Below are 19446 nucleotides of genomic sequence, written 5' to 3' on the forward strand. Positions count from 1 at the left end.
TGCGGTCCGGCCGGCGGGGCCGGCAGCGGCGGCCTCATGCGTCCGTCCGCGGGGCGAGCGCGGCCGCCAGCCGGCGGGGGGTGGAGTTGCGGAAGATGTCCCGCAGGCGGATCGCGGGGTAGTTCTCCTCGCGCAGGGCGGTGGCCAGCAGCACCGCTTGTACGGAGGTGCCGCCGAGGTCGAAGAAGTTGTCGTCGGGGGCGACGGGCACCTCCAGGACCCGCTGCCAGAGGGCGGCCATCGCGGCCTCGGGGCCCGAGGGCCGGTCCGGCTCGGGCGCCGGGGCACGCTCCGCGGGCCGCGGGTCGGGGAGCCGTGCGGTGTCGAGCTTCCCGTTGGCGGTGAGCGGCAGTTCGGGCACCGCGGTCAGGGTGGCGGGCAGCAGATGGCCGGGCAGCCGCTCGGCGAGCCGGTGCCGGATGTCGGCCAGTGCCCCGGGCGCGTCGGTGTCGGTGTCGGTGACCACATAAGCGTCGATCCGCGCGGTCGCCGGCCCGTCGGGGGCCCGGACCACGGAGGCGGCCGCCCGGACCCGGTCGTCCTCCAGGAGGGCGTGCCGGATCTCGCCGAGCTCGATGCGGTGCCCGCGGATCTTGACCTGGTCGTCGCGCCGGCCGAGGTACTCGATCTGCCCGTCGGGCAGGAACCGGCCGAGGTCGCCGCTGCGGTAGAGGCGGGCGCCGGGCGTTCCCGTCAGATGGTCGTCGGTGAAGCGTTCGGCGTTCAGTTCCGGACGGTCGAGGTAGCCCTGGGTGACCCCGGCGCCGCCGACCCAGATCTCACCGGGCACACCGGGAGCCGCCGGGCGCCCCCGGTCGTCGAGGACGTAGAGGTCCCAGCCGGGTATCGGCCGCCCGATCGAGCGGCTGCCGCGCAGCGCCTCGGACCGGTCGACGGGGTGCCAGGTGCAGAAGACCGTGGTCTCGGTGATCCCGTACATGTTGACGGGCCGGCAGACGTCCTCGGGATAGCGGGCGAACCACGGCACCAGCACGCCCCGGTCGAGCGCCTCGCCGCCGAAGATGACCAGTCGCACCGCGAGGCCGCCGTCGCGGAACGCCTCGGTGTTCACCAACTGGGCGAACGCCGAAGGGGTTTGGTTGAGGACCGTGACCCCCTCGCGGAGCAGCAGTCCGTGGAACGCCTCCGCGTCGCGGGAGACGTCGTAGGGGACGACGACCAGCCGGCCGCCGGTGAGCAGACACCCCCAGATCTCCCAGACGGAGAAGTCGAAGGCCAGCGAGTGGAAGTACGACCAGACGTCGTCGGGGCCCGGTGCGTACTCCTCGCGGGTCGCGGCGAGCAGGGCCGCCACATTGCGGTGGCTGACCCGCACCCCCTTCGGGCGGCCGGTCGAGCCGGAGGTGTGGATGACGTACGCGGTGGCCTCGGGGTCCACGGCCGGCAGGGCCAGGGCCGGGTCCTCGGGCGTGGCGTCCGGCGCGACCCGGTGCAGGCCGGGGACGTCCGCGAGCAGTTCGCCCTCGGTGATGACGGTCCGCAGGCCGGTGTCCTCGATGACGAAGGCGAGCCGCTGCGGCGGGTAGTCGGGGTCGAGGGGGACGTAGGCGGCGCCCGCCCGGAGCACCGCGAGCACGGCGGCGACCTGCCCGATGCCCCGGTCCAGGCAGACCCCGACCCGGTCGCCGGGGCGGACCCCCGACTCCACCAGTACGGTCGCCAACCGCCGCGAGGCGTCGTCGAGTTCGCCGTAACTGGCCTCTTCTTCCCGGCAGACCACGGCGGTGCGTCCGGCGGCCGCGCGCACCTGGCGCGCGAACAGTTCGGTCAGTGCCACCGGTGGTTCGGTGAGCCGCGCGCCCCGTCCGGTCGCGAGCAGGGCGGTGAGCTCGTCGGCCGGGAGGGTGTCCACCTCGTCCAGGCGCCCACCGGGCCGCTCGGTGAAGTGGGTGAGCACGGCCGTCAGTTGGCGGAAGAAGAGTGCGGCGGCCGCGTCGGTGACCAGGGCCCGCTGGTGCCGCAGCAGCATCCGGATACCGTCCGTGCGCCCGTGCGCCTGGTACAGGCCGAGGGTCAGCGGGAAGTGGGCGGTGCCCAGGCCCTGGTCCTCGTGCGGGACGGCGTGCCGGTCGCCTTCGCGCAGTTCGGGCAGGGTGTCGATGGCCGCCATGACCAGCTGGGGCGCGGTGAGGCCGGTCCCCGGCAGTACGGAGGACAGCGGCAGGTCGGCGTCGCGGTAGGCCTGCACACCGCGCTGGTGCACCTCCCGCAGGTAGTCCGCCACGCTGGTCTGCCCGTCGAGGCGGACCGGGACGGGAGCGGTGTTGTTGAAGTACCCGACGGTGTCGGCGTGCGCCGGTGAACGCCGCGAGACGGTGGTGCCGATGACCGGGCGCGCGGCTCCGGAGTTGCGGCCGAGGACGAGGGCGGCCGCGGCGAGGACGGCCGAGTAGGGGGTGATCCCCAGTTCGGTGCCGAGGTCGCGGAGGCTTTGGTGCAGGCCGGCGGGGAGGAGCGCTTCGGCGACGCCGCCGCCGGTGGGGTGCCCGTCGGAGGAGCCGGGTGCCTCGCCGGCGGCGCCCGCCCACTCCAGGGAGGGGACGACATCGGCCGCGGCCAGCTCGGCCCGGATCTCGGCCGCGCGGCCGGCCCGCCGGGGCAGCCGGCCGTGGGCCGCGGCCGCCCAGTCGGCGTAGGGGGTGGCGGGCTCGGCGGTCCGGTCCGTCAGGAGGCCGCGGGCGAGCAGTTCCATGGACCGGCCGTCGACCACGAGGTGGTGGGCGACGAGGACGAGGTCGGCGGTGTCCGGCGCGTACTGGAGCAGGACGGCGCGGCACAGCGGGCCCTTGGTGAGGTCCAGCGGCCGGGTCAGCTCCTCGCGCACCCGCAGACGGGCCGCGGTGCTGTCCGGCTCGTCCGCGACGCGCACGGACTGCAGCTGCGGCGGGTTGGGCGCGGTCTCCAGGAACCACGTCCCGTCGTCCTCCACCACGCGGGAGGCGAGCACCGGGTAAGTCTCCGCCAGGCGCGCGAAGCGCTCGGCGAGCAGCGGCCCGTCGGCCGGCCCGGTGATCCGGTACACGCAGTTGACGAGATAGGTCGAGGGGTCGTCGGCGGCCTGGTCGGCGGTGTAGAGGTCGACCTGATTCGGGGCGAGTGCGCAGCGCATGTCAGCTCCCCGCGCCGTCGGCCGCGAGCAGGCGGGCAACGGCACCGGCGCCGTCGGCCTCCAGGACGTCGAGGTACTCGACCTCGCGGCCGGTCAGCTCGTAGAGCCGGCTGGTCAGCAGGACCGCGCGGAAAGAGTCCCCGCCGTTCTCCAGGAATCCTTTAGCGGGATCAGCGTCAGCTCCGAGGATTTCTCTCCAGAGATTCTCCGCCACGTCAGCCGAATTCTCGGAGGAGGGCAGGGAGGGGTCAGCATTGAATTCCATGGAACAGCCCCCGAATTCTTTGAGTCCGAATTCCCCGCTTCTGCGCCACGTTGTGTCACGGGGCGTGTCACTGGGGGGTGGTCGACTCCGTCCAGTTTTCACGGCCGCAGGGCCCAATTACCCGCCTCAACGGTTTGGTTGACGCTACAGTTCCATCGGGAAGTTGATCAATGTGAGGTAGGTCACAATGCCTTCTCCGGCATTCTTGTTGAATTCCCGGGCGGTGTGTGCGGTGGCCCCCAGAATTCTTCTTGACACGACCAAACCGCCTCCATAACCTGGCCCGACTAATTCCGGTGCGGATTTCAGTCGGGGGGCTGTTCGTTGACCAGCGATGACGATGCCGGGAATGCGGTCAGGCCCGCCGACTCGGCGCAGACCCGGTTCTTCCTGCTCGACCAGCAGAGCGGCAGAGCCACCACTCTCCTCCAGCACATCCGGGTCGACGGCCCGGTCGACCAGGAGCGGATGACCGCGGCCGCGAGAGCGGTCTGCCAGGCGCAGCCGGCGCTGCGGACCTCCCTGCACCCGACCGCGGAGGGGCTCGTCCAGCGCACCCACCCCGTCTCCGAGGTCGACATCCGGACCGGACGGGCGGACGAAGAGAGCGCCCTCGACGGCTGGCTCGCCGAGGCCCGCGCCCCGTTCCCGCACGGCGCCGGACCGTTGTGCCGGATCCGGATCGTCGGCACGCCCGGGCACACGCACTGCCTCGTCGGCGTCCATCACGCGGTGTTCGACGAGGACTCCGCGGCCGTCCTGCTACGGCAGCTTGCCCGCGCGTACGCCGAGGCCCCCGGGACGCTCACCGCCGCCGACCTCCACCGGCCCCCGCCGCAGCCCGACCGCCTCGCGGCCCTCCACGCCTTCTGGGCCGACCACCTCGCCGGCGCGCCTACGGACACCGCCCTGCCCCACCTCCCGGTCACCACGGGAACCGGGACCGGGCACGGCGTGGTGTCCCTGCCGCTGGACGCCCGACTCGCCGCCGCGCTGCGCGAACGGGCCCGGGAGAGCGGGGCCACGCCCTTCGCGCAGGTACTGGCCGCCGTGGCCGTGGTCGTCGGCTGGTACGGCGACACCGAGGACGTCGTGCTCGCCACCGTCGCCACCACCCGCACCGCGGCGGACGCCGAGGTCATCGGCTGCCTCCAGAACACCCTGCCGGTACGCCTGCCGCTGCACGGCGCCGACACCGCCTCCGTGCTCGACCGCACCGCCGACGCACTGTTCGACGCCCTCGACCACTGCGATCTGCCGATCGAGGACATCCTCACCGTGTCCGGGGCCACCCGCCGTCCCGGCCGGCCACCACTGACGCAGATCATCTGCACCCAGGCCACCGCAGCCGCCCCGCTGACCACCGGCGGCCTGCGCTGGCAGCTCGTACCGGCCGAGGACGCGCGCAGCGAGTACCAACTGGCCGTCACACTCCATCAGGACCCAGCGGGTGCCCTGTCCCTGACGGTCGATTACGACCGCGCCGCACTGACCGCCGCGTCGGCGCGCCTTTTCGCCGAGCACCTGGCCGGCGCGCTCACCGCGTTCGGCACCGCACCGGCCGCCCCGCTCACCACGCTGCGCCTGTTCACCCCCGACCCACCGCCACCCGCCGCCCCGGCCGTCGCGGCCGGCCCGGCGCTGCCCGAGCTGATCGCCGGGCACGCCCGGCGCACCCCCGAGGCCCTCGCCCTGATCGCGGGCTCCCAGCGCGTGACCTACGCCGAACTGGACCGTCGGATAAGGGAACTCGCCGCCGCGCTGATCGACGCCGGTGTGCGGCCCGGCGACCGGGTCGGCGTGTGCCTGCCGAGGACGGCCGACCTGCTCGTCGCCCTGGTCGCCGCCTGGCGGGCGGGTGCCGCCTACCTGCCGCTCGACCCCGGCTACCCGGCGGGCCGGCTCCGCATGGTGGTCGAGGACGCCCGGCCGGCCGTGGTCGTCGGCGACGCCGCGGCCGCACAGGCCCTGGCCGCGACCGGCGCCGTACTGATCGGCCCTGACGCGGTGGCCGACCACGCGCCCGAGGAGTGGCCGGTCCCCGCGCCGCAGGACCCCGCCTACGTCATCCACACCTCCGGCTCGACCGGCCGGCCCAAGGGCGTGATCGTCCGCCACGACAACCTGGCCGCGCTGTTCGCGGCCTTCGCGCAGGTCCTTCCCGCGCCGCCCCGGGTCTCGGTCGCCGGCGCGAGCGTCTCCTTCGACATCAGCGTGCTGGAGCTGTTCTGGCCGCTCGCCACCGGCCGCACCGTGCTGCTGACCAGCCATCAGCAGGTGGCCGACGCCGACGTGCCGCGCGGCGCGCTCTACCAGTGCACCCCGACCATGGCCAGGATCCTCGCCGACGACCCGGCCGGCCGGCGGCTGCTCGGCGGCCTCGCGGTCCTCTTCGTCGGCGGCGAACCGCTGGCCCGCGACCTGGCCGACCGGCTGACCGAGCTGGTACCGGGCCCGGTGTTCAACTGCTACGGCCCGACCGAGACCACCGTCTGGTCGACGGTGTGGCGGGTCGAGCCACAGGTACCCGTGCACATCGGCCGTCCGCTCGCGGGGGAGGAGTGCCGGGTGGTCGACGCCCACGGCCGCCCGCTGCCGCCCGGAGTCCCGGGCCGGCTGCTGATCCTCGGCGCCGGCGTGGGAGCGGGCTACTGGCAGCGGCCGGACCTGACCGCCGAGCGTTTCGCCACGTACGACGGGCGCAGCGGCTACGACGCCGGGGACCTGGCCGTCCTCGACCCCGAGCACGGACTGCGCTTCCTCGGCCGGGCCGACACCCAGGTCAAGGTCCTCGGCCAGCGGATCGAACTCGCCGAGATCGAGACCGTGTTGCGCGCCCACCCCGCCGTCCAGGAGGCCGTGGCCACCGTCAGCGGCGACGGCACCGCGGTCACCGCCTGCCTGATCCCCACCGACCCGGCGGGCCCGTCCGGCGCCGCGCACCCGCGTCCGGCACCCGCCGAACTCGCCGACGCGCTCCGCCGGCACGCCGCCGTCTCGCTCGTGCCCGCGATGGTCCCGGCCGCCTGGCTGCTGGTCGAGGCGCTGCCCCAGCTGCCCAACGGCAAACTGGACCGCGCCGCGGTGGCCGACCTGGCGGCCGCGGCGCCCACGGCCGCCCCCGCACCGGACGACGCCGAGCCGTCGGCGGGCCCCTTTTCCGGGCAGGCCACCGAGGTGGTCCGGCGCGCCTGGGAGCAGGTACTCGGCGCCCCCGTCCGCGGCCTGGACACCCACTTCTTCGACCTCGGGGGCACCTCCGGACAGATCGTGCGGGTGCTCGCCCTCCTGCAGGGCCCGTACCCGAAGCTGACCACGGCCGACCTCTTCCGCTACACCACCGTCCGCGCCATCGCCCGCCATGTCGACGCGGCCGGCGACGACGGGGGAACACCGGAACGGTCCCGGCCCGCGGTGCGCGCCGCCGCCCGGACGCAGGCCCTGAACGGCTGGCGCCGGCGCACCGAACGATCCCGATAGCACACCGGTGACAGAAGGACCGATGATTCAGTGAGCACTCATCAGGCGGACCGGGCGGCTGCACCGGAAGAAGCACGGCCGGCCCGTACGGTCGCGGCGACGCCCCAGCAGCAACGGCTCTACCTCGCCCACGCCCTGACCGAGGACCACGCCCGCCACCACCTGGTGATCGACCTCGGCTTCGACGGCGTACCCGACACCGCGGCACTGCGCTCCGCACTGGAGGACGTGGTCCGCCACCACGAGGCACTGCGGACCCGCTTCGTCTTCGAGGGCACGACCCTGGTGCAGTCGGTCGTCGACCACCTGCCGCCGCTGTGGGAGACCGTGGGTGAGGACGCCGAAGCCCCGGCGCCGGAGCATCCGTTCGACCTGGAGGCGGGCCCGCTGCTACGGGCCCGGGCCCGGCGCACCGGCGACACCGGACTCCGGCTGCGCCTCACCCTCCACCGCATCGTCGCCGACGACAGCTCCGCCACCCTCCTGGTGGACGACCTCCTCACCGCCTACCGTGCCCGGCTGGCCCCCGGTGCCCGCCAACCCCTTGTCTCTGTAAGGCAGTTCGCCGACTGTCCGGTACTTCCGGCCCCGGCCGTCGAGCCGTCGCCCACGCCGGTCGGGGAACTGGCCACCGGAGAGCTGCCGTTGACCACCGGCCGCACGCTCGGTCGGACCCACCTCGTCCCGCTGCCCGACGGCACCCTCTCCGCGCTGGCATCCCTCTGCACCGCCGCCGGCGCCCCGCTCGCCGACGGACTGCTGGCGGCGCTCGCCGTGCTGGTGAACCGCTACACCGACGCCGACGACGTCCTGATCTCCGCCGACGGCCCCGACCCGCGCGGCACCGACCTCGCCCGCACCCTCGGCCCGTTCACCGCCCGGGCGACCGTGCACGCCGACCTGTCCACGAATCCCGGATTCCGCGCGCTGGCCGGGCAGTTGCGGCGGCTGGCCGAACCGGATCCGCTGACCGACTGGAGCGCACAGGAACAGCCCCCGCTCCCCGTCGGCTTCGCCCTGCGCGCCCCGCACCCCACCCACTGGGACCTCCCCGGCGGCATCACCGTCACCCGCCACCCGGCCCCCGAGGCGCACGGCCACGCCCTGCGCCTGGTGGTGACCACCGACGGCACCGCCCGCTTCGAGGGCGCCTGGCCCGACTGGCTGACCGAGCAATTCGCCGCCCACTTCGGGCAGTTGCTGACCGAGATCGTCCACCACCCGGACCGCCCGGTGCACGAGCTGGCGCCCTCCCTCGCCGAGGGCCCGGCCGGCCGCGCCACGCCCCTCGACACCGCCGCCCCGCCCGAGGCCACCACCGTCCTGGAGCGCTTCGCCCACCACGCCGCGCAGCGCCCCGACGCCATAGCCGTCAGCCACGGCAGCGAGCACCTCACCTACGGCGAACTCGACCGCCGCGCCAACCAGCTCGCCCGGCACCTCCAGGTCCACGGCGTCGGCCCGGAAACCCTGGTCGGGCTCGCCGCCGAACGCTCGCCGGACCTCGTCGTCGCCCTCCTCGGCATCCAGAAGGCCGGCGGCGCCTACGTACCGCTGGACCCGGCGTACCCCGACGCCCGGCTCGCCTACATCCTGCGGGACACCGCGCTGGCCCACGTCGTCGTCCAGGGCCGGCCCGGCGGCTGGCTGGGCGGCTTCACCGGCGCCCTGGTCTCCCTCGACGACGACGCCGAGGCGATCGCCGCCCACCCGGACGGCCCGCTCGCCTCTCGCGTCGCCCCCGACGACCTCGCCTACGTCATCCACACCTCGGGCTCCACCGGAGAACCCAAGGGCACCCTCGTCCCGCACCGCAACGTCGCCCGGCTCTTCACCGCCACCGAGCCCTGGTTCGGTTTCGGCGCGGACGACGTCTGGACGCTGTTCCACTCGTACGCCTTCGACTTCTCCGTCTGGGAGCTGTGGGGCGCACTGGCCCACGGCGGCCGCCTCGTCATCGTTCCGCACGAGGTCAGCCGGGCCCCCGAGGACTTCCTGGCACTGCTGCGCACCGAGGGCGTCACCGTCCTCAACCAGACCCCCTCGGCCTTCGCCCTGCTCCAGCGCGAGGACGCGCGGGCCGCGGACGCGCCGCCCGGCGCCGGTGCGCGGCTCGCCCTGCGCTATGTGATCTTCGGCGGCGAGGCGCTGGATCCGCGCTCGCTCCGCCCCTGGTTCGAGCGGCACCCCGACGGGCCGCAGCTGGTGAACATGTACGGCATCACCGAAACCACCGTCCACGTCACCTACCGGCCGATCCGCAAGGAGGACACCGACGGCGACGGCAGCGTGATCGGCGTGCCGATCCCGGACCTGAGCCTGGACCTGCTCGACCGCCGGGGCCGGCCGGTCCCGCAGGGCGTCACCGGCGAACTGTACGTACGCGGCGCCGGACTCGCCCGCGGCTACCTGGGACGGCCCGAACTCGACGCGGCCCGCTTCGTCACCCTCCCCGGCGGACGCGCCTACCGCACCGGCGACCTGGCCCGCCGGCTGCCCGGTGGCGAGTTGGAGTACCGCGGCCGGATCGACGACCAGGTGAAGATCCGCGGATTCCGGATCGAGCCCGGCGAGATCGAGGCCGCGCTGGCCGGACACCCGGACGTCACCGAGGCCCTGGTGACCGCCGAACCCGACCGGACGGGCGAGCGGCGCCTCATGGGCTACGCGGTCTCCGCCCGTACCGATCTGGGCGCCGCCGAACTCCGGGCCCACCTGGCCGGCCTGCTGCCCGCCCACATGATCCCCGCCGCCTTCGTCGTGCTGGACCGCTTCCCCCTCACCGTCAACGGCAAGGTCGACCGGCGACGCCTGCCCGCCCCGGAACGCCCCGCCGACGGCCCGGCCACCGCCTCCGCCAACCGCGCCGAGGAGATCCTCGTCCAGGTCTGGAGCGAGGTGCTCGGCCAGGACCGGGTGGGCACCGACGAGAACTACTTCCTGCTCGGCGGCGATTCGATCCGTACCCTCGCCATCCTCGGCCGGGCCCGCGAACTCGGCCTGGAATTCGAGCTCCAGGACCTGCTGCGCCACCAGACCATCCAGGAACTGGCCCCGCACACCAAGGCCGTCACCCCGGGCGCCGCCCGACCGCACTACCGGCCGCTGTCCCTGCTCACCGAAGCGGACCGGGCCCTGCTGCCGGCCGACGTCGAGGACGCCTATCCGCTCTCCCGCCTCCAGGCCGGGATGCTCTACCACAGCGGCCTCAACGCGGCCGAACGGATCTACCACAACGTGGCCGGCTACCACCTCAGGGCCGGCTGGTCCGAGGCCGCCTGGCGATCGGCCCTCACCTCGCTGATCGCCGACCACCCGGTCCTGCGGACCTCCTTCGACCTCGAAACCTACGCCGAACCGCTTCAGTTGGTGCACCGCCGGGTCGACGCCCCGATCACCTTCGAAGACCTGCGGCAGCTCTCCGCCGCCGACCGGCAGACCGCCATGGACCGCCGATTCGAGGACGAGAAGCGCCGGGAGTTCGCCTGGGACCGCGCCCCCCTGATCCGCTTCCACCTCCAACGGCTCACCGACGACACCTTCGAGCTGTGGCTCACCGAACACCATGTGATCCTCGACGGATGGAGCGAACGCTCCCTGATCACCGAGCTGTTCGAGCGCTACCTCGCCCTGCTCGACGGCTCCGGCACCGCCTTCCGGGAACCGCCCCGCGCCCACTTCGGCGCCTTCATCGCCGAGGAACGGGCGGCCGTCGCCGCCGAGGAACACCGCGACTTCTGGACCGGCGAACTCACCGGCAGCGACCTCGGCACCCTGCCCCGCCTGATCACGCCCGCCGATCGGCCCGACATGCGCATCACCCCCGTGTCACTGCCGCCCGAGGTCTCCGAGGGCGTGGACCGCTGCGCCCGCCGGGTCGGCGTCCCCGTACGCACCGTGCTGCTCGCCGCCCATGCGCACGTCGTCGGCATGCTCACCGGCACCGCCGATGTCGTCACCGGCGCCGTGTACAACGGCCGTACCGAGGACCGGGACGGCGACCGGGTCCTCGGCATGTTCCTCAACACCCTGCCGTTCCGCGCCCGGCTGACCGGCGGGAGCTGGGACGACCTGGTCGCCGCGGTGGGCCGTACCGACATCGCCCTCCAGCGCCACCGCCGCTATCCGATGCCCGAGATCCGCCGGATCCTCGGCGGGCGGGAGCTGTTCGAGACCTTCTTCAACTTCACCCGCTTCCGCGTCTACCGATCCGTACTGGAACGCTCCGACGAACTGACCGTGCTCGACGAGCGGCGGATCACCAACACCAGCATCCCGTTCGGCGCCGAGTTCGCCCAGGACCTCACCTCGTCCGAGATCAACCTCCATCTGCGGTACGACGCCGCCCAGTTCACCGAGGAGCAGGTGCGGCTGATCGGCGGCTACTACCGCCGGGCACTGTCCGCCCTGGCCACCGCACCGCACCAGCGCCACGACCGGACCGTCCTGCTCTCCGCCGAGGAGCTGCGCCAACTCGACCGCTGGCACGGCGAGTCCCGCCCCCGCAGCGCCGACCGCCCCTTCCCGCTCCAGCTGGAGGAACGGGCCGCGGCACAGCCGCACGCCCCCGCCGTCATCAGCGGCCGCACCGTCCTCGACTACGCCGAGCTCAACGCCCGGGCCAACCGCCTGGCCCGGGAACTCCTCGCGCACGGTGTGGAAACCGGCCGGATCGTGGCCCTCGCCGCGCCCCGCTCCGCCGAACTGCTGGTGGCCATGGTCGCCGTCCTCAAGGCCGGCGCCGCCTACCTGCCCATCGACCCGAACTACCCCGCGGAGCGGATCGCCCTGCTGCTCGGCGACGCCGCGCCCGCCCTGCTGGTGACCATCCGCGACACGGCCGGCACCCTGCCCGCCGACGACACCCCGCGGCTGGTCCTCGACGACCCGGCCACCCTGCGACGGCTCGCCGACCGGTCCGGCGCCGACCTCACCGACGACGAACGCACCCGGCCGCTGGACCCCGCCGACCCGGCCTACCTCATCTACACCTCCGGCTCCACCGGCCGCCCCAAGGGCGTGATCGTCTCGCACGCCAACATGGCCGACCTGATGGCCTGGATCGCAGGATTCCTCGGCCCGGACGGACTGGCCCAGGTGCAGGCCACCACCTCGATCAGCTTCGACGTCTCGATCTTCGAGCTCTTCGGACCGCTCGCCGCCGGCGGCACCGTACGCCTCCACCGCGATCTGCTGGCACTGGGCGAACCAGCTGCCCTGGCCGCCGGGCCGATCACCGCACCCGCCCTGATCAGCGGCGTCCCGTCGGTCTTCGCCGGCCTGCTGCCGCGGCTCGACCCGCGGCTGACCGCCGGCACCGTCGTCCTCGCGGGCGAAGCACTCAGCGCCCCGGTGGCCAACGAGATCGCGGCCGCCTTCCCCGGCGCCCGGATCGCCAACATCTACGGCCCCAGCGAAGCACCGGTGTACGCCACCGCCTGGCTCGGCACCGGCCCCTTCGACACCGCCCCGCCGATCGGCCGTCCCTCCTGGAACACCCGCGCCTACGTCCGCGACCACGCCCTGCGCCACGTGCCGCCCGGCGTCCCCGGCGAGCTCTACCTCGGCGGCCCCGGCCTGGCCACCGGCTACCTCGGCCGGCCGGCACTGACCGCCGAACGCTTCGTCGCCGACCCCTACGGCGCACCCGGCGCGCGGATGTACCGCACCGGAGACCTGGTGCGCCGACGCCCCGACGGCGACCTGGAGTTCCTCGGCCGCCTCGACGACCAGGTCAAACTCCGCGGCTTCCGGATCGAACTGGGCGAGGTGGAGGCCGCGCTCCGCGACCACCCGCAGGTCCACCGGGCCGCCGTCATCGTGCGGGAGGACCGCCCCGGCGACCAGCGGCTGGTCGGCTACGCCGTCCGCACCCCCGGCGCCACCGCCGACGCCCTCGCCCTGCGCCGCTACGTCGAGCGCCGGCTGCCCCGCCACATGGTGCCGGTCGTGGTCGTACTGGACGCCCTCCCGCTCACCCCGAACGGCAAGCTCGACCGTCGGGCCCTGCCCGCACCGGAACCCGAAGCCACCACCCCTGGCCGCACCGGCCGGGCCCCGCGCACGCCCCTGGAAGCCCAGCTGCTCGCCCTGTTCGCCGAGGTCCTCGGCCTCGACCAGCGCGGCCCCGACGCCGGCGGCCTGGGCATCGACGACAGCTTCTTCGAACGCGGCGGGCACTCCCTGCTCGCCTTCCGCCTGGCCGGCCGGGTGCGCGCCGCCCTCGGCGCCGACCTCGACATCGCCACGCTCTTCCGCACGCCCACCGTCGCCGGCATCGCCGCACTGCTCGCCGACCCGGACCGGCCCGGCGACCCGAACGACTCGCTGGACGTGCTCGTACCGCTGCGCCCGCAGGGCACCCGCGAGCCGCTGTTCTGCGTCCACCCCGGCGTCGGCATCGGCTGGGTCTACTCCGGGCTGCTGCGGCACCTGGACGCGGACCGCCCGGTGTACGCCCTGCAGTCCCGCGGCCTCGACGGCACCCGGCCACCCGCCGAAGACCTGTCGGAGATGGCCCGCGACTACGTGGCCCGGCTGCGCACCGTCCAGCCGCACGGCCCCTACCACCTCCTCGGCTGGTCCATGGGCGGGATCGTCGCCCACGAGATGGCCCGGCTGCTGCGGGCGGACGGCGAACCGGTCGCGCTGCTGGGCCTGCTCGACGCGTATCCCAGGCTCCCCGACGCCCGCCCGGTGGACTACGACGAACCGCAGGCGCTGGCCGAGGTCCTGCACTCGCTCGGCCTCCCGCAGCCCGACGGGGTGACCCTCGACCCCGGGTCGGCGCTGCGCCTCCTCAAGGAACACGGCAGCGCACTGGCCACCCTCGCACCCCGCCAACTCTCCGCGATCGCCACCGTCTTCACCCACAACGTCAACGCCCAGCGCCGGCACCACTCCCGGCCGCTCGACGCGGACCTGCTGTTCTTCGAGGCGACCGAGGGCAAGGGCCCGGACCCCGAACGGCCGGCCAACTGGGCGCCGTACATCAGCGGCCGGATCGAGAACCACCAGGTCGCCTGCCGGCACGGCGACATGCTCGCCCCCGAGCCGCTGGCCGGGATCGGCACCGTCCTCGCCGCACGCCTCCGGACGCTGCCCCGCCCCGAGTGACGGGCCGTGCCGCCGACCACCCCACAGGAGCCCATGTGACCAGCAACCCGGACGGGGAACCCGCATGACCGCAGCGCGCCACACCATCCCGTTCGCCCTCATCGACCCCGCGGTCCACCCGGACCCCGACGCCTGCGACGCCTGGCGCGACCTGCGGGACGCCCACCCGGTCGCCTGGTGCGAGGCCGACGGCGACCGCCCCGGCTTCTGGGTGATCACCCGCTACCAGGACCTCGCCGCCGTCTACCGCGACACCGCGCGGCTCAGCTCCGAACAGGGCAACATGCTCGGCACCCTGCTCACCGGGGGCGACCCGGCCGGCGGCCGGATGCTGGTGGTCACCGACCCGCCCCGGCACTCCGCGGTGCGCAAGGTGCTGCAGGGCGCGTTCTCCGCCCGGGCCATGGCCCAGATCGCCGACGGCGTCCGGGCGGCCACCAAGGGCCTGGTGGCGGCCGTCGTGGACGCCGGCGGCGGCGACTTCGTCGCCGATGTGGCGGCCCAGATCCCGCTGATGGCCATCTGTGAACTGCTCGACGTACCGCCCGCCGACCGCACCCTGATGCTCGATCTGACGATGGCGGCGATGGGCGAGGACGGCACCCCCGAGGCCGCCGAGGCCGCGGCCGACGCGCAGGAGGACATCCTGCTGTACTACGCCGGACTGCTGCCCGGCCGGCGGGAGTTCCCGGGTGAGGACGTGGTCAGCCTGCTGGCGAACGGCGAGGCCGGCGGCACCCCGCTGAGCGACGCCGAAGTGCTGCTGAACTGCTACAACATCATCATCGGCGGCGACGAGACCACCCGGCTGTCCTCCGCCGGCGCCGTGCTGGCCCTGATCGAGCACCCCGAGCAGTGGCAGCGCCTGCGCCGGGACGAGGGCCTGCTCGACTCCGCCGTCGAGGAGGTACTGCGCTGGACCACACCGGTCACCCACCTCGGACGGACCGCCACCACGGACCTCACGCTGCGCGGCTGCGAGATCAAGGCGGGCGACATCGTCACCCTCTGGAACACCTCCGCCAACCGCGACGAGGACGTCTTCCCGGACCCCTACCGCTTCGACCTCGCCCGCACCCCGAACCGGCACCTCACCCTCGGCCACGGCCCGCACTTCTGCCTCGGCGGCCCGCTCGCCAGGGTCGAACTCCGGGTGATGCTGGAGGAGTTGCGCCACCAGGTGGGCGAACTGGAGCTTGCCGGACCGGTCGAACGGCTCCGGTCCAGCTTCCTGACCGGGGTCAGCCGGCTGCCGGTGCGCTGCACCGCCGCCGGCTGACCCACGAGGGACTCCTCACTGGACCGCGGCGTCCGGCCCGGGTGACCGCTCCGCGGCCCCGGGCGCGCCGGCGGTGGCCTCCAGGTGCGCGGCCAGCAACCGCAGCGTCGAATTCCGGTAGAGGTCCACCAAGGTGATTTCGGGGACCTGCGTCATGCTGCGCAGGGCCTTCATCGAGTCGCCGCCCAGCCGGAAGAAGTCGTCGTCCCGCCCGATCGCCTCGACCCCCAGCACCTCGCGCCAGGCCGCGGCGATCCGCTCCTCCCACGGCCCGCTCGGGGCGGCGTCCGCGGGTACGGTGCCGCCCCGGCCCTCGTCGTGCGGTGACGGGGCGGCAGGCAGCGCCTTGCGGTCCAGCTTGCCGTTCGGACTCAGCGGCATGGCGGACAGCACCAGCACCGTGCCGGGAACCATATGGGCCGGCAGACGGGCGGCCAGCCGGTCGCGGACCTCGTCCGGGTCGATCGCCTCGCCCTCGCGCGGAACGACGTAGCCGACCAGCACCGGTGCGCCGGTGGCATCGGACTGCGCCGCCACCGCCGCTTCCTTGACCTGGGGGTGGTCCCGCAGCACGGACTCGATCTCGGTCAGCTCCACCCGCAGTCCGTGGATCTTGACCTGGAGGTCGGTCCGGCCGAGCAGCTCGATCAGCCCGTCGGCGTCGCACCGTGCCAGGTCGCCGGTGCGGTACAGCCGCTCGTCGGACACCGGACCGTACGACCAGTGCAGGAACCGTTCGGCGGTGAGGTCGGGCAGGTCGAGATAGCCCACGGCCAGGCCGTCGCCCGCGAGGTACAACTCACCGGTCACGCCCGGCGGAACGGGCTGCAGCGCCTCGTCCAGGACGTAGGTCCGCTGATTGGCCATCGGCCGCCCGTACGGAATGCTGGTCCAGCCGGGGTCGGTCGCCTCGACCTCGTAGAGCGTCGAATAGATGGAGGCCTCGGTGGCGCCGCCGAGCGAGATGAACCGGGCGTCCGGCGCGAACTCCCGGCTCCGGTCGGGCATCTTCACCGGGATCCAGTCCCCGGCGAGCATGATCAGCCGAAGCGGGTCCAGCGACGAGGGGCCGTTGGCGGCGGTCGCGTCGAGGTGGTCCAGCACCAGCTCCAGCAGGGCCGGGGCGGTGTTCCAGACGGTGACGCCGTGCTCCGCGGCCAGTGCGGCCCAGTGCGCGGGCTCCTTGCCGCGGCCCGGCGCCGGGAGCACGAGGGTGCCGCCGGCCATGGTCATGCCGAGGAACTCGTAGACCGACATGTCGAAGCTCGGCGAGGACAGCCCCAGCACACTGTCGCCGGGACCCACGGCGAAGCGGGTGTTGAGGTCCGCGATGTTGTTGAGCACGCCACGGTGCCGCAGCGCGATCGGCTTCGGCCGTCCGGTGGAGCCCGAAGTGTGGATCACGTAGCAGAGGTTGTCCGGGCCGGCCACGGGCTCCAGGTCGTCCGCCGGCAACTCGGCCAGGATCGCCTCGTCCCGGTCCAGCAGGATCAACTGCCCCTGCACCACCGCGTCCGCACCGCTGCCCAGCGCGTCGGCGAGCCCGGCCCGGCTGATCAGGGCCACGCACGACGCACCGGAGATCATCGTGGTCAGCCGGGCCCGGGGATACGCGGGATCCAGCGGCACATAGGCGCCGCCGGCCTTGAGCACCCCGAGCATGGCGATGAGCAGCTCGGGGGAGTGGTCGAGGAAGAGGCCGACGCGGTCGTCCGGGCCGACGCCCAGGTCCCGCAGATGGCGGGCCAGCCGGTTGGCCGCGGCATTGATCTCCCGGAACGTCCGCCGGGCCGTCCCCTGGACCACGGCGACGGCCTCGGGCGCCTGCCGGGCCCGCTCCTCGAACACCTCGTGCAGACAGGCGCCTTCGTGCGGCAGCGACACGGCGGTGTCGTTCCACTCCAGCAGGACGCGGCGCTGCTCGGCCTCGGTGAGCAGGGTGAGCCGCTCCAGCGGCCGGTCCGGGTGGTGCACGCCGTCGTGGAGCAGATGCCCGTAGTGGCCGAGCATCCGCTGTGCCGTCGCCGGGTCGAAGAGCCGGTCGTCGAAGTGCAGGGCGGCCCACCGGGAGCCCGCATCCGGTGCGGGCAGGGCGAGTTCGGCCTCGTACGGCCGGGGGTCGCCGTCCGCCGGGGGCGCGCCGATGCGTACGCCGATCCGGGCCGGCTCCGCCCCGGGACGCGCTACCGCGCCGGCCTCACCCGCCAGTCCGCGCAGCGTGCTGTGGCCGGTGACGGAGAAGCGGAGCAACGCCTCCTTGCCGCCTTCCCGGACGAGCCGGAACTCGACCTGGTTCTGCCCGGAACAGCGGTACACCAGCGCGGCGAATCCGGCCAGGAGCACATTCTCCGGGGTGGTCGCACACGAGGCGGCCAGCGCGCGGACCGCGTCGTCGTACAGCCCCGGAATCTCCTGGCGCACCACTGCCGTACACACCGGTGCATCGACGCCGCGCGGCCGGTCCGCGGGGAGTTGGGCGGCATGGGAGGACAATTACCGTCTCCTGTCTCGGAGTTTCTCGACTTCGCGGGTGCATTTCGGCGGCGGGCAATCGGTGGGGCGCAGCTGCGCACCGATGCCGGGTCGGGAACCTCCGAGCCCGGGAACCGTCCCGCTCGGTGGTCAATCCGGGCTGCGCGCCCGGCTGTTGGCGACATTAACCGGCCACGCTGACCGCCACAATGTGGCGGGCGTCACATTCCCCGGTCCGTGCCTGCTGCATAATCATGTACTCCCCAAGGGGGCCTCGACGAGGACGTACGCGGGGAAATCCGTCGCCGTCTCCCTGTCGCGCGGCAACCGACCGGCCGCACGGCGCCGTGTCATCCGACCGCAGGGGGAACAGCCGCATGAGCACCGACATTTCGCCGGCCGCGCTCGACGCCGTCGATCTGCGCCACCTCGCACAACGGGACGGCGAGAAATGGGCGACCGCCGGCGAGGGCATGCTGTCCTCCTGGGTCGCCGACATGGACTTCCCGACCGCACCCGCCATCCGCGAGGCGCTCATCCGCCGCGCGGACGGCGACCTCGGCTACCCCACCTGGTTCGACGAGAGCCAGGGCGGCCCGCTCGGGGAGGTGTTCGCCGCCCGGACGCAGCGCAAGTACGGCCACCGGCCCGAACCCACCCACGCCCGGCTGTTCACCGACATCAACCAGGCGATGCTGGCGACGCTCCAGGTCGCCACCGACCCGGGCGACGCCGTCCTGCTGCACACCCCGGCCTGTCCGCCGTTCGTCGACGTCATCGAGAAGATCGGCCGCAGACCGCTGACCGTGCCCGTCGAAGAGGGCCCGGACGGCTGGGGGTTCGACCAGGCCCGCATGGAACACGCCGCCGCGGACGGGGACACGGGGCGCTGCCGGGTGCTCTTCCTGGTGAACCCGCACAACCCCACCGGCCGGGTCTTCCGCCGGGACGAACTGGAGGCGCTGGCCGAGCTCGTCCTGCGGCGCGATCTGCTGGTGATCTCCGACGAGGTGCACGCGGACCTGACCCACGCCCCGCACCGCCACATCCCGTTCGCCTCGCTCGGTCCGGAGATCGCCGCCCGCACCGTCACCCTCACCTCGGGCAGCAAGGCGTTCAACCTCGCCGGGATCCGCTGCGCGCTGGCCCACATCGGCCCACGGGCCGTGCGCGAGGCCGTCGACGCCCGGCGCGGGCTGCTCTTCGGCCAGGTGGGGGTGCTCGCGGTCGAGGCGCTGAAAGCCGCCTGGACGGCGGGGGACGACTGGCTGGCCGACGTCATGACGGTCCTGGACCGCAACCGTCGGCGGCTGGCCGAGCGGCTGCCCCGCGGTATCCGCTGCCGCACCCCGGAGGCCACCTTCCTGGCCTGGCTCGACTGCCGGAGCCTCGGACTCGACGCCGACCCGATGCCGTTCTTCCGCGACCGGGCCAAGGTGCTGCTCTTCTCCGGCCCGGCCTTCGGGACCGACGGCGAGGGATTCGTCCGGCTCAATTTCGGTACGTCACCGCAGATCCTCGAAGAGACCCTGGAGCGCATGGACACCGCGCTGCGCCGGCATCGCGGGGAATGAAACCCGGGCCCCGGGCGCCCGGGCCGAAAACGACAATGTGGACAGTTTTCTTTTGTCGTTGACGCGCGCCGGGCCGGGGCTAGTAAAGTTCGGAAAGATCACGGGGGACAAAGTCGGGGGACTTCCACGG

The 19446-nt window shown here is 73.7% G+C and carries 7 protein-coding genes; 4 read left to right on the forward strand and 3 right to left on the reverse strand.

What is annotated here, in order from left to right; all coding sequences use genetic code 11:
• Positions 1–34 precede the first annotated feature (34 nt).
• Together AB0E02_RS01680 and AB0E02_RS01685 are read right to left on the reverse strand one after the other, a co-directional pair.
• On the reverse strand, positions 35–3130 hold the full coding sequence (locus AB0E02_RS01680; protein ID WP_362134799.1) for an amino acid adenylation domain-containing protein: 3096 nt from the start codon (positions 3128–3130) through the stop codon (positions 35–37).
• 1 nt (position 3131) lies between these two features.
• On the reverse strand, positions 3132–3395 hold the full coding sequence (locus AB0E02_RS01685; protein WP_030409976.1) for a phosphopantetheine-binding protein: 264 nt from the start codon (positions 3393–3395) through the stop codon (positions 3132–3134).
• A gap of 324 nt (positions 3396–3719) precedes the next feature.
• Here AB0E02_RS01685 and AB0E02_RS01690 point away from each other — a divergent pair, with 324 nt between their 5' ends.
• The 3 genes from AB0E02_RS01690 to AB0E02_RS01700 all read left to right on the forward strand — a co-directional run bounded on the left by AB0E02_RS01690 (position 3720) and on the right by AB0E02_RS01700 (position 15270).
• The gene (locus AB0E02_RS01690) at positions 3720–6875 is read left to right on the forward strand and encodes an amino acid adenylation domain-containing protein (protein WP_362134801.1); all 3156 of its coding nucleotides are present in this window, start codon (positions 3720–3722) and stop codon (positions 6873–6875) included.
• Positions 6876–6905: 30 nt separating this feature from the next.
• A complete protein-coding gene (locus AB0E02_RS01695; RefSeq protein WP_362134803.1) occupies positions 6906–13991 on the forward strand; it encodes an amino acid adenylation domain-containing protein in 7086 nt (2361 codons plus the stop codon).
• A 64-nt stretch (positions 13992–14055) separates the two neighbouring features.
• The gene (locus AB0E02_RS01700) at positions 14056–15270 is read left to right on the forward strand and encodes a cytochrome P450 (RefSeq protein ID WP_362134805.1); all 1215 of its coding nucleotides are present in this window, start codon (positions 14056–14058) and stop codon (positions 15268–15270) included.
• 15 nt (positions 15271–15285) lie between these two features.
• Here AB0E02_RS01700 and AB0E02_RS01705 read toward each other — a convergent pair whose 3' ends face one another.
• Positions 15286–17763 carry an amino acid adenylation domain-containing protein gene (locus AB0E02_RS01705; protein ID WP_362134807.1) on the reverse strand — a complete coding sequence of 826 codons (2478 nt, stop codon included), beginning with the start codon at positions 17761–17763 and terminating at the stop codon, positions 15286–15288.
• Between the two features lie 356 nt (positions 17764–18119).
• Between AB0E02_RS01705 and AB0E02_RS01710 the strand changes: the two genes are divergently transcribed.
• A complete protein-coding gene (locus AB0E02_RS01710) occupies positions 18120–19316 on the forward strand; it encodes an aminotransferase class I/II-fold pyridoxal phosphate-dependent enzyme (RefSeq protein WP_362134809.1) in 1197 nt (398 codons plus the stop codon).
• Positions 19317–19446: the final 130 nt, after the last annotated feature.

This window comes from Streptomyces sp. NPDC048196 (genome assembly GCF_040652715.1).
Taxonomy (GTDB): Bacteria; Actinomycetota; Actinomycetes; order Streptomycetales; family Streptomycetaceae; genus Streptomyces; species Streptomyces siderophoricus.

Coding starts and splice junctions, on each gene's coding strand:
- AB0E02_RS01700 (WP_362134805.1), top strand. CDS start 14,056: ATGACCGCAGCGCGCCACACCATCCCGTTCGCCCTCATCGACCCCGCG.
- AB0E02_RS01680 (WP_362134799.1), bottom strand. CDS start 3,130: ATGCGCTGCGCACTCGCCCCGAATCAGGTCGACCTCTACACCGCCGAC.
- AB0E02_RS01710 (WP_362134809.1), top strand. CDS start 18,120: ATGAGCACCGACATTTCGCCGGCCGCGCTCGACGCCGTCGATCTGCGC.
- AB0E02_RS01685 (WP_030409976.1), bottom strand. CDS start 3,395: ATGGAATTCAATGCTGACCCCTCCCTGCCCTCCTCCGAGAATTCGGCT.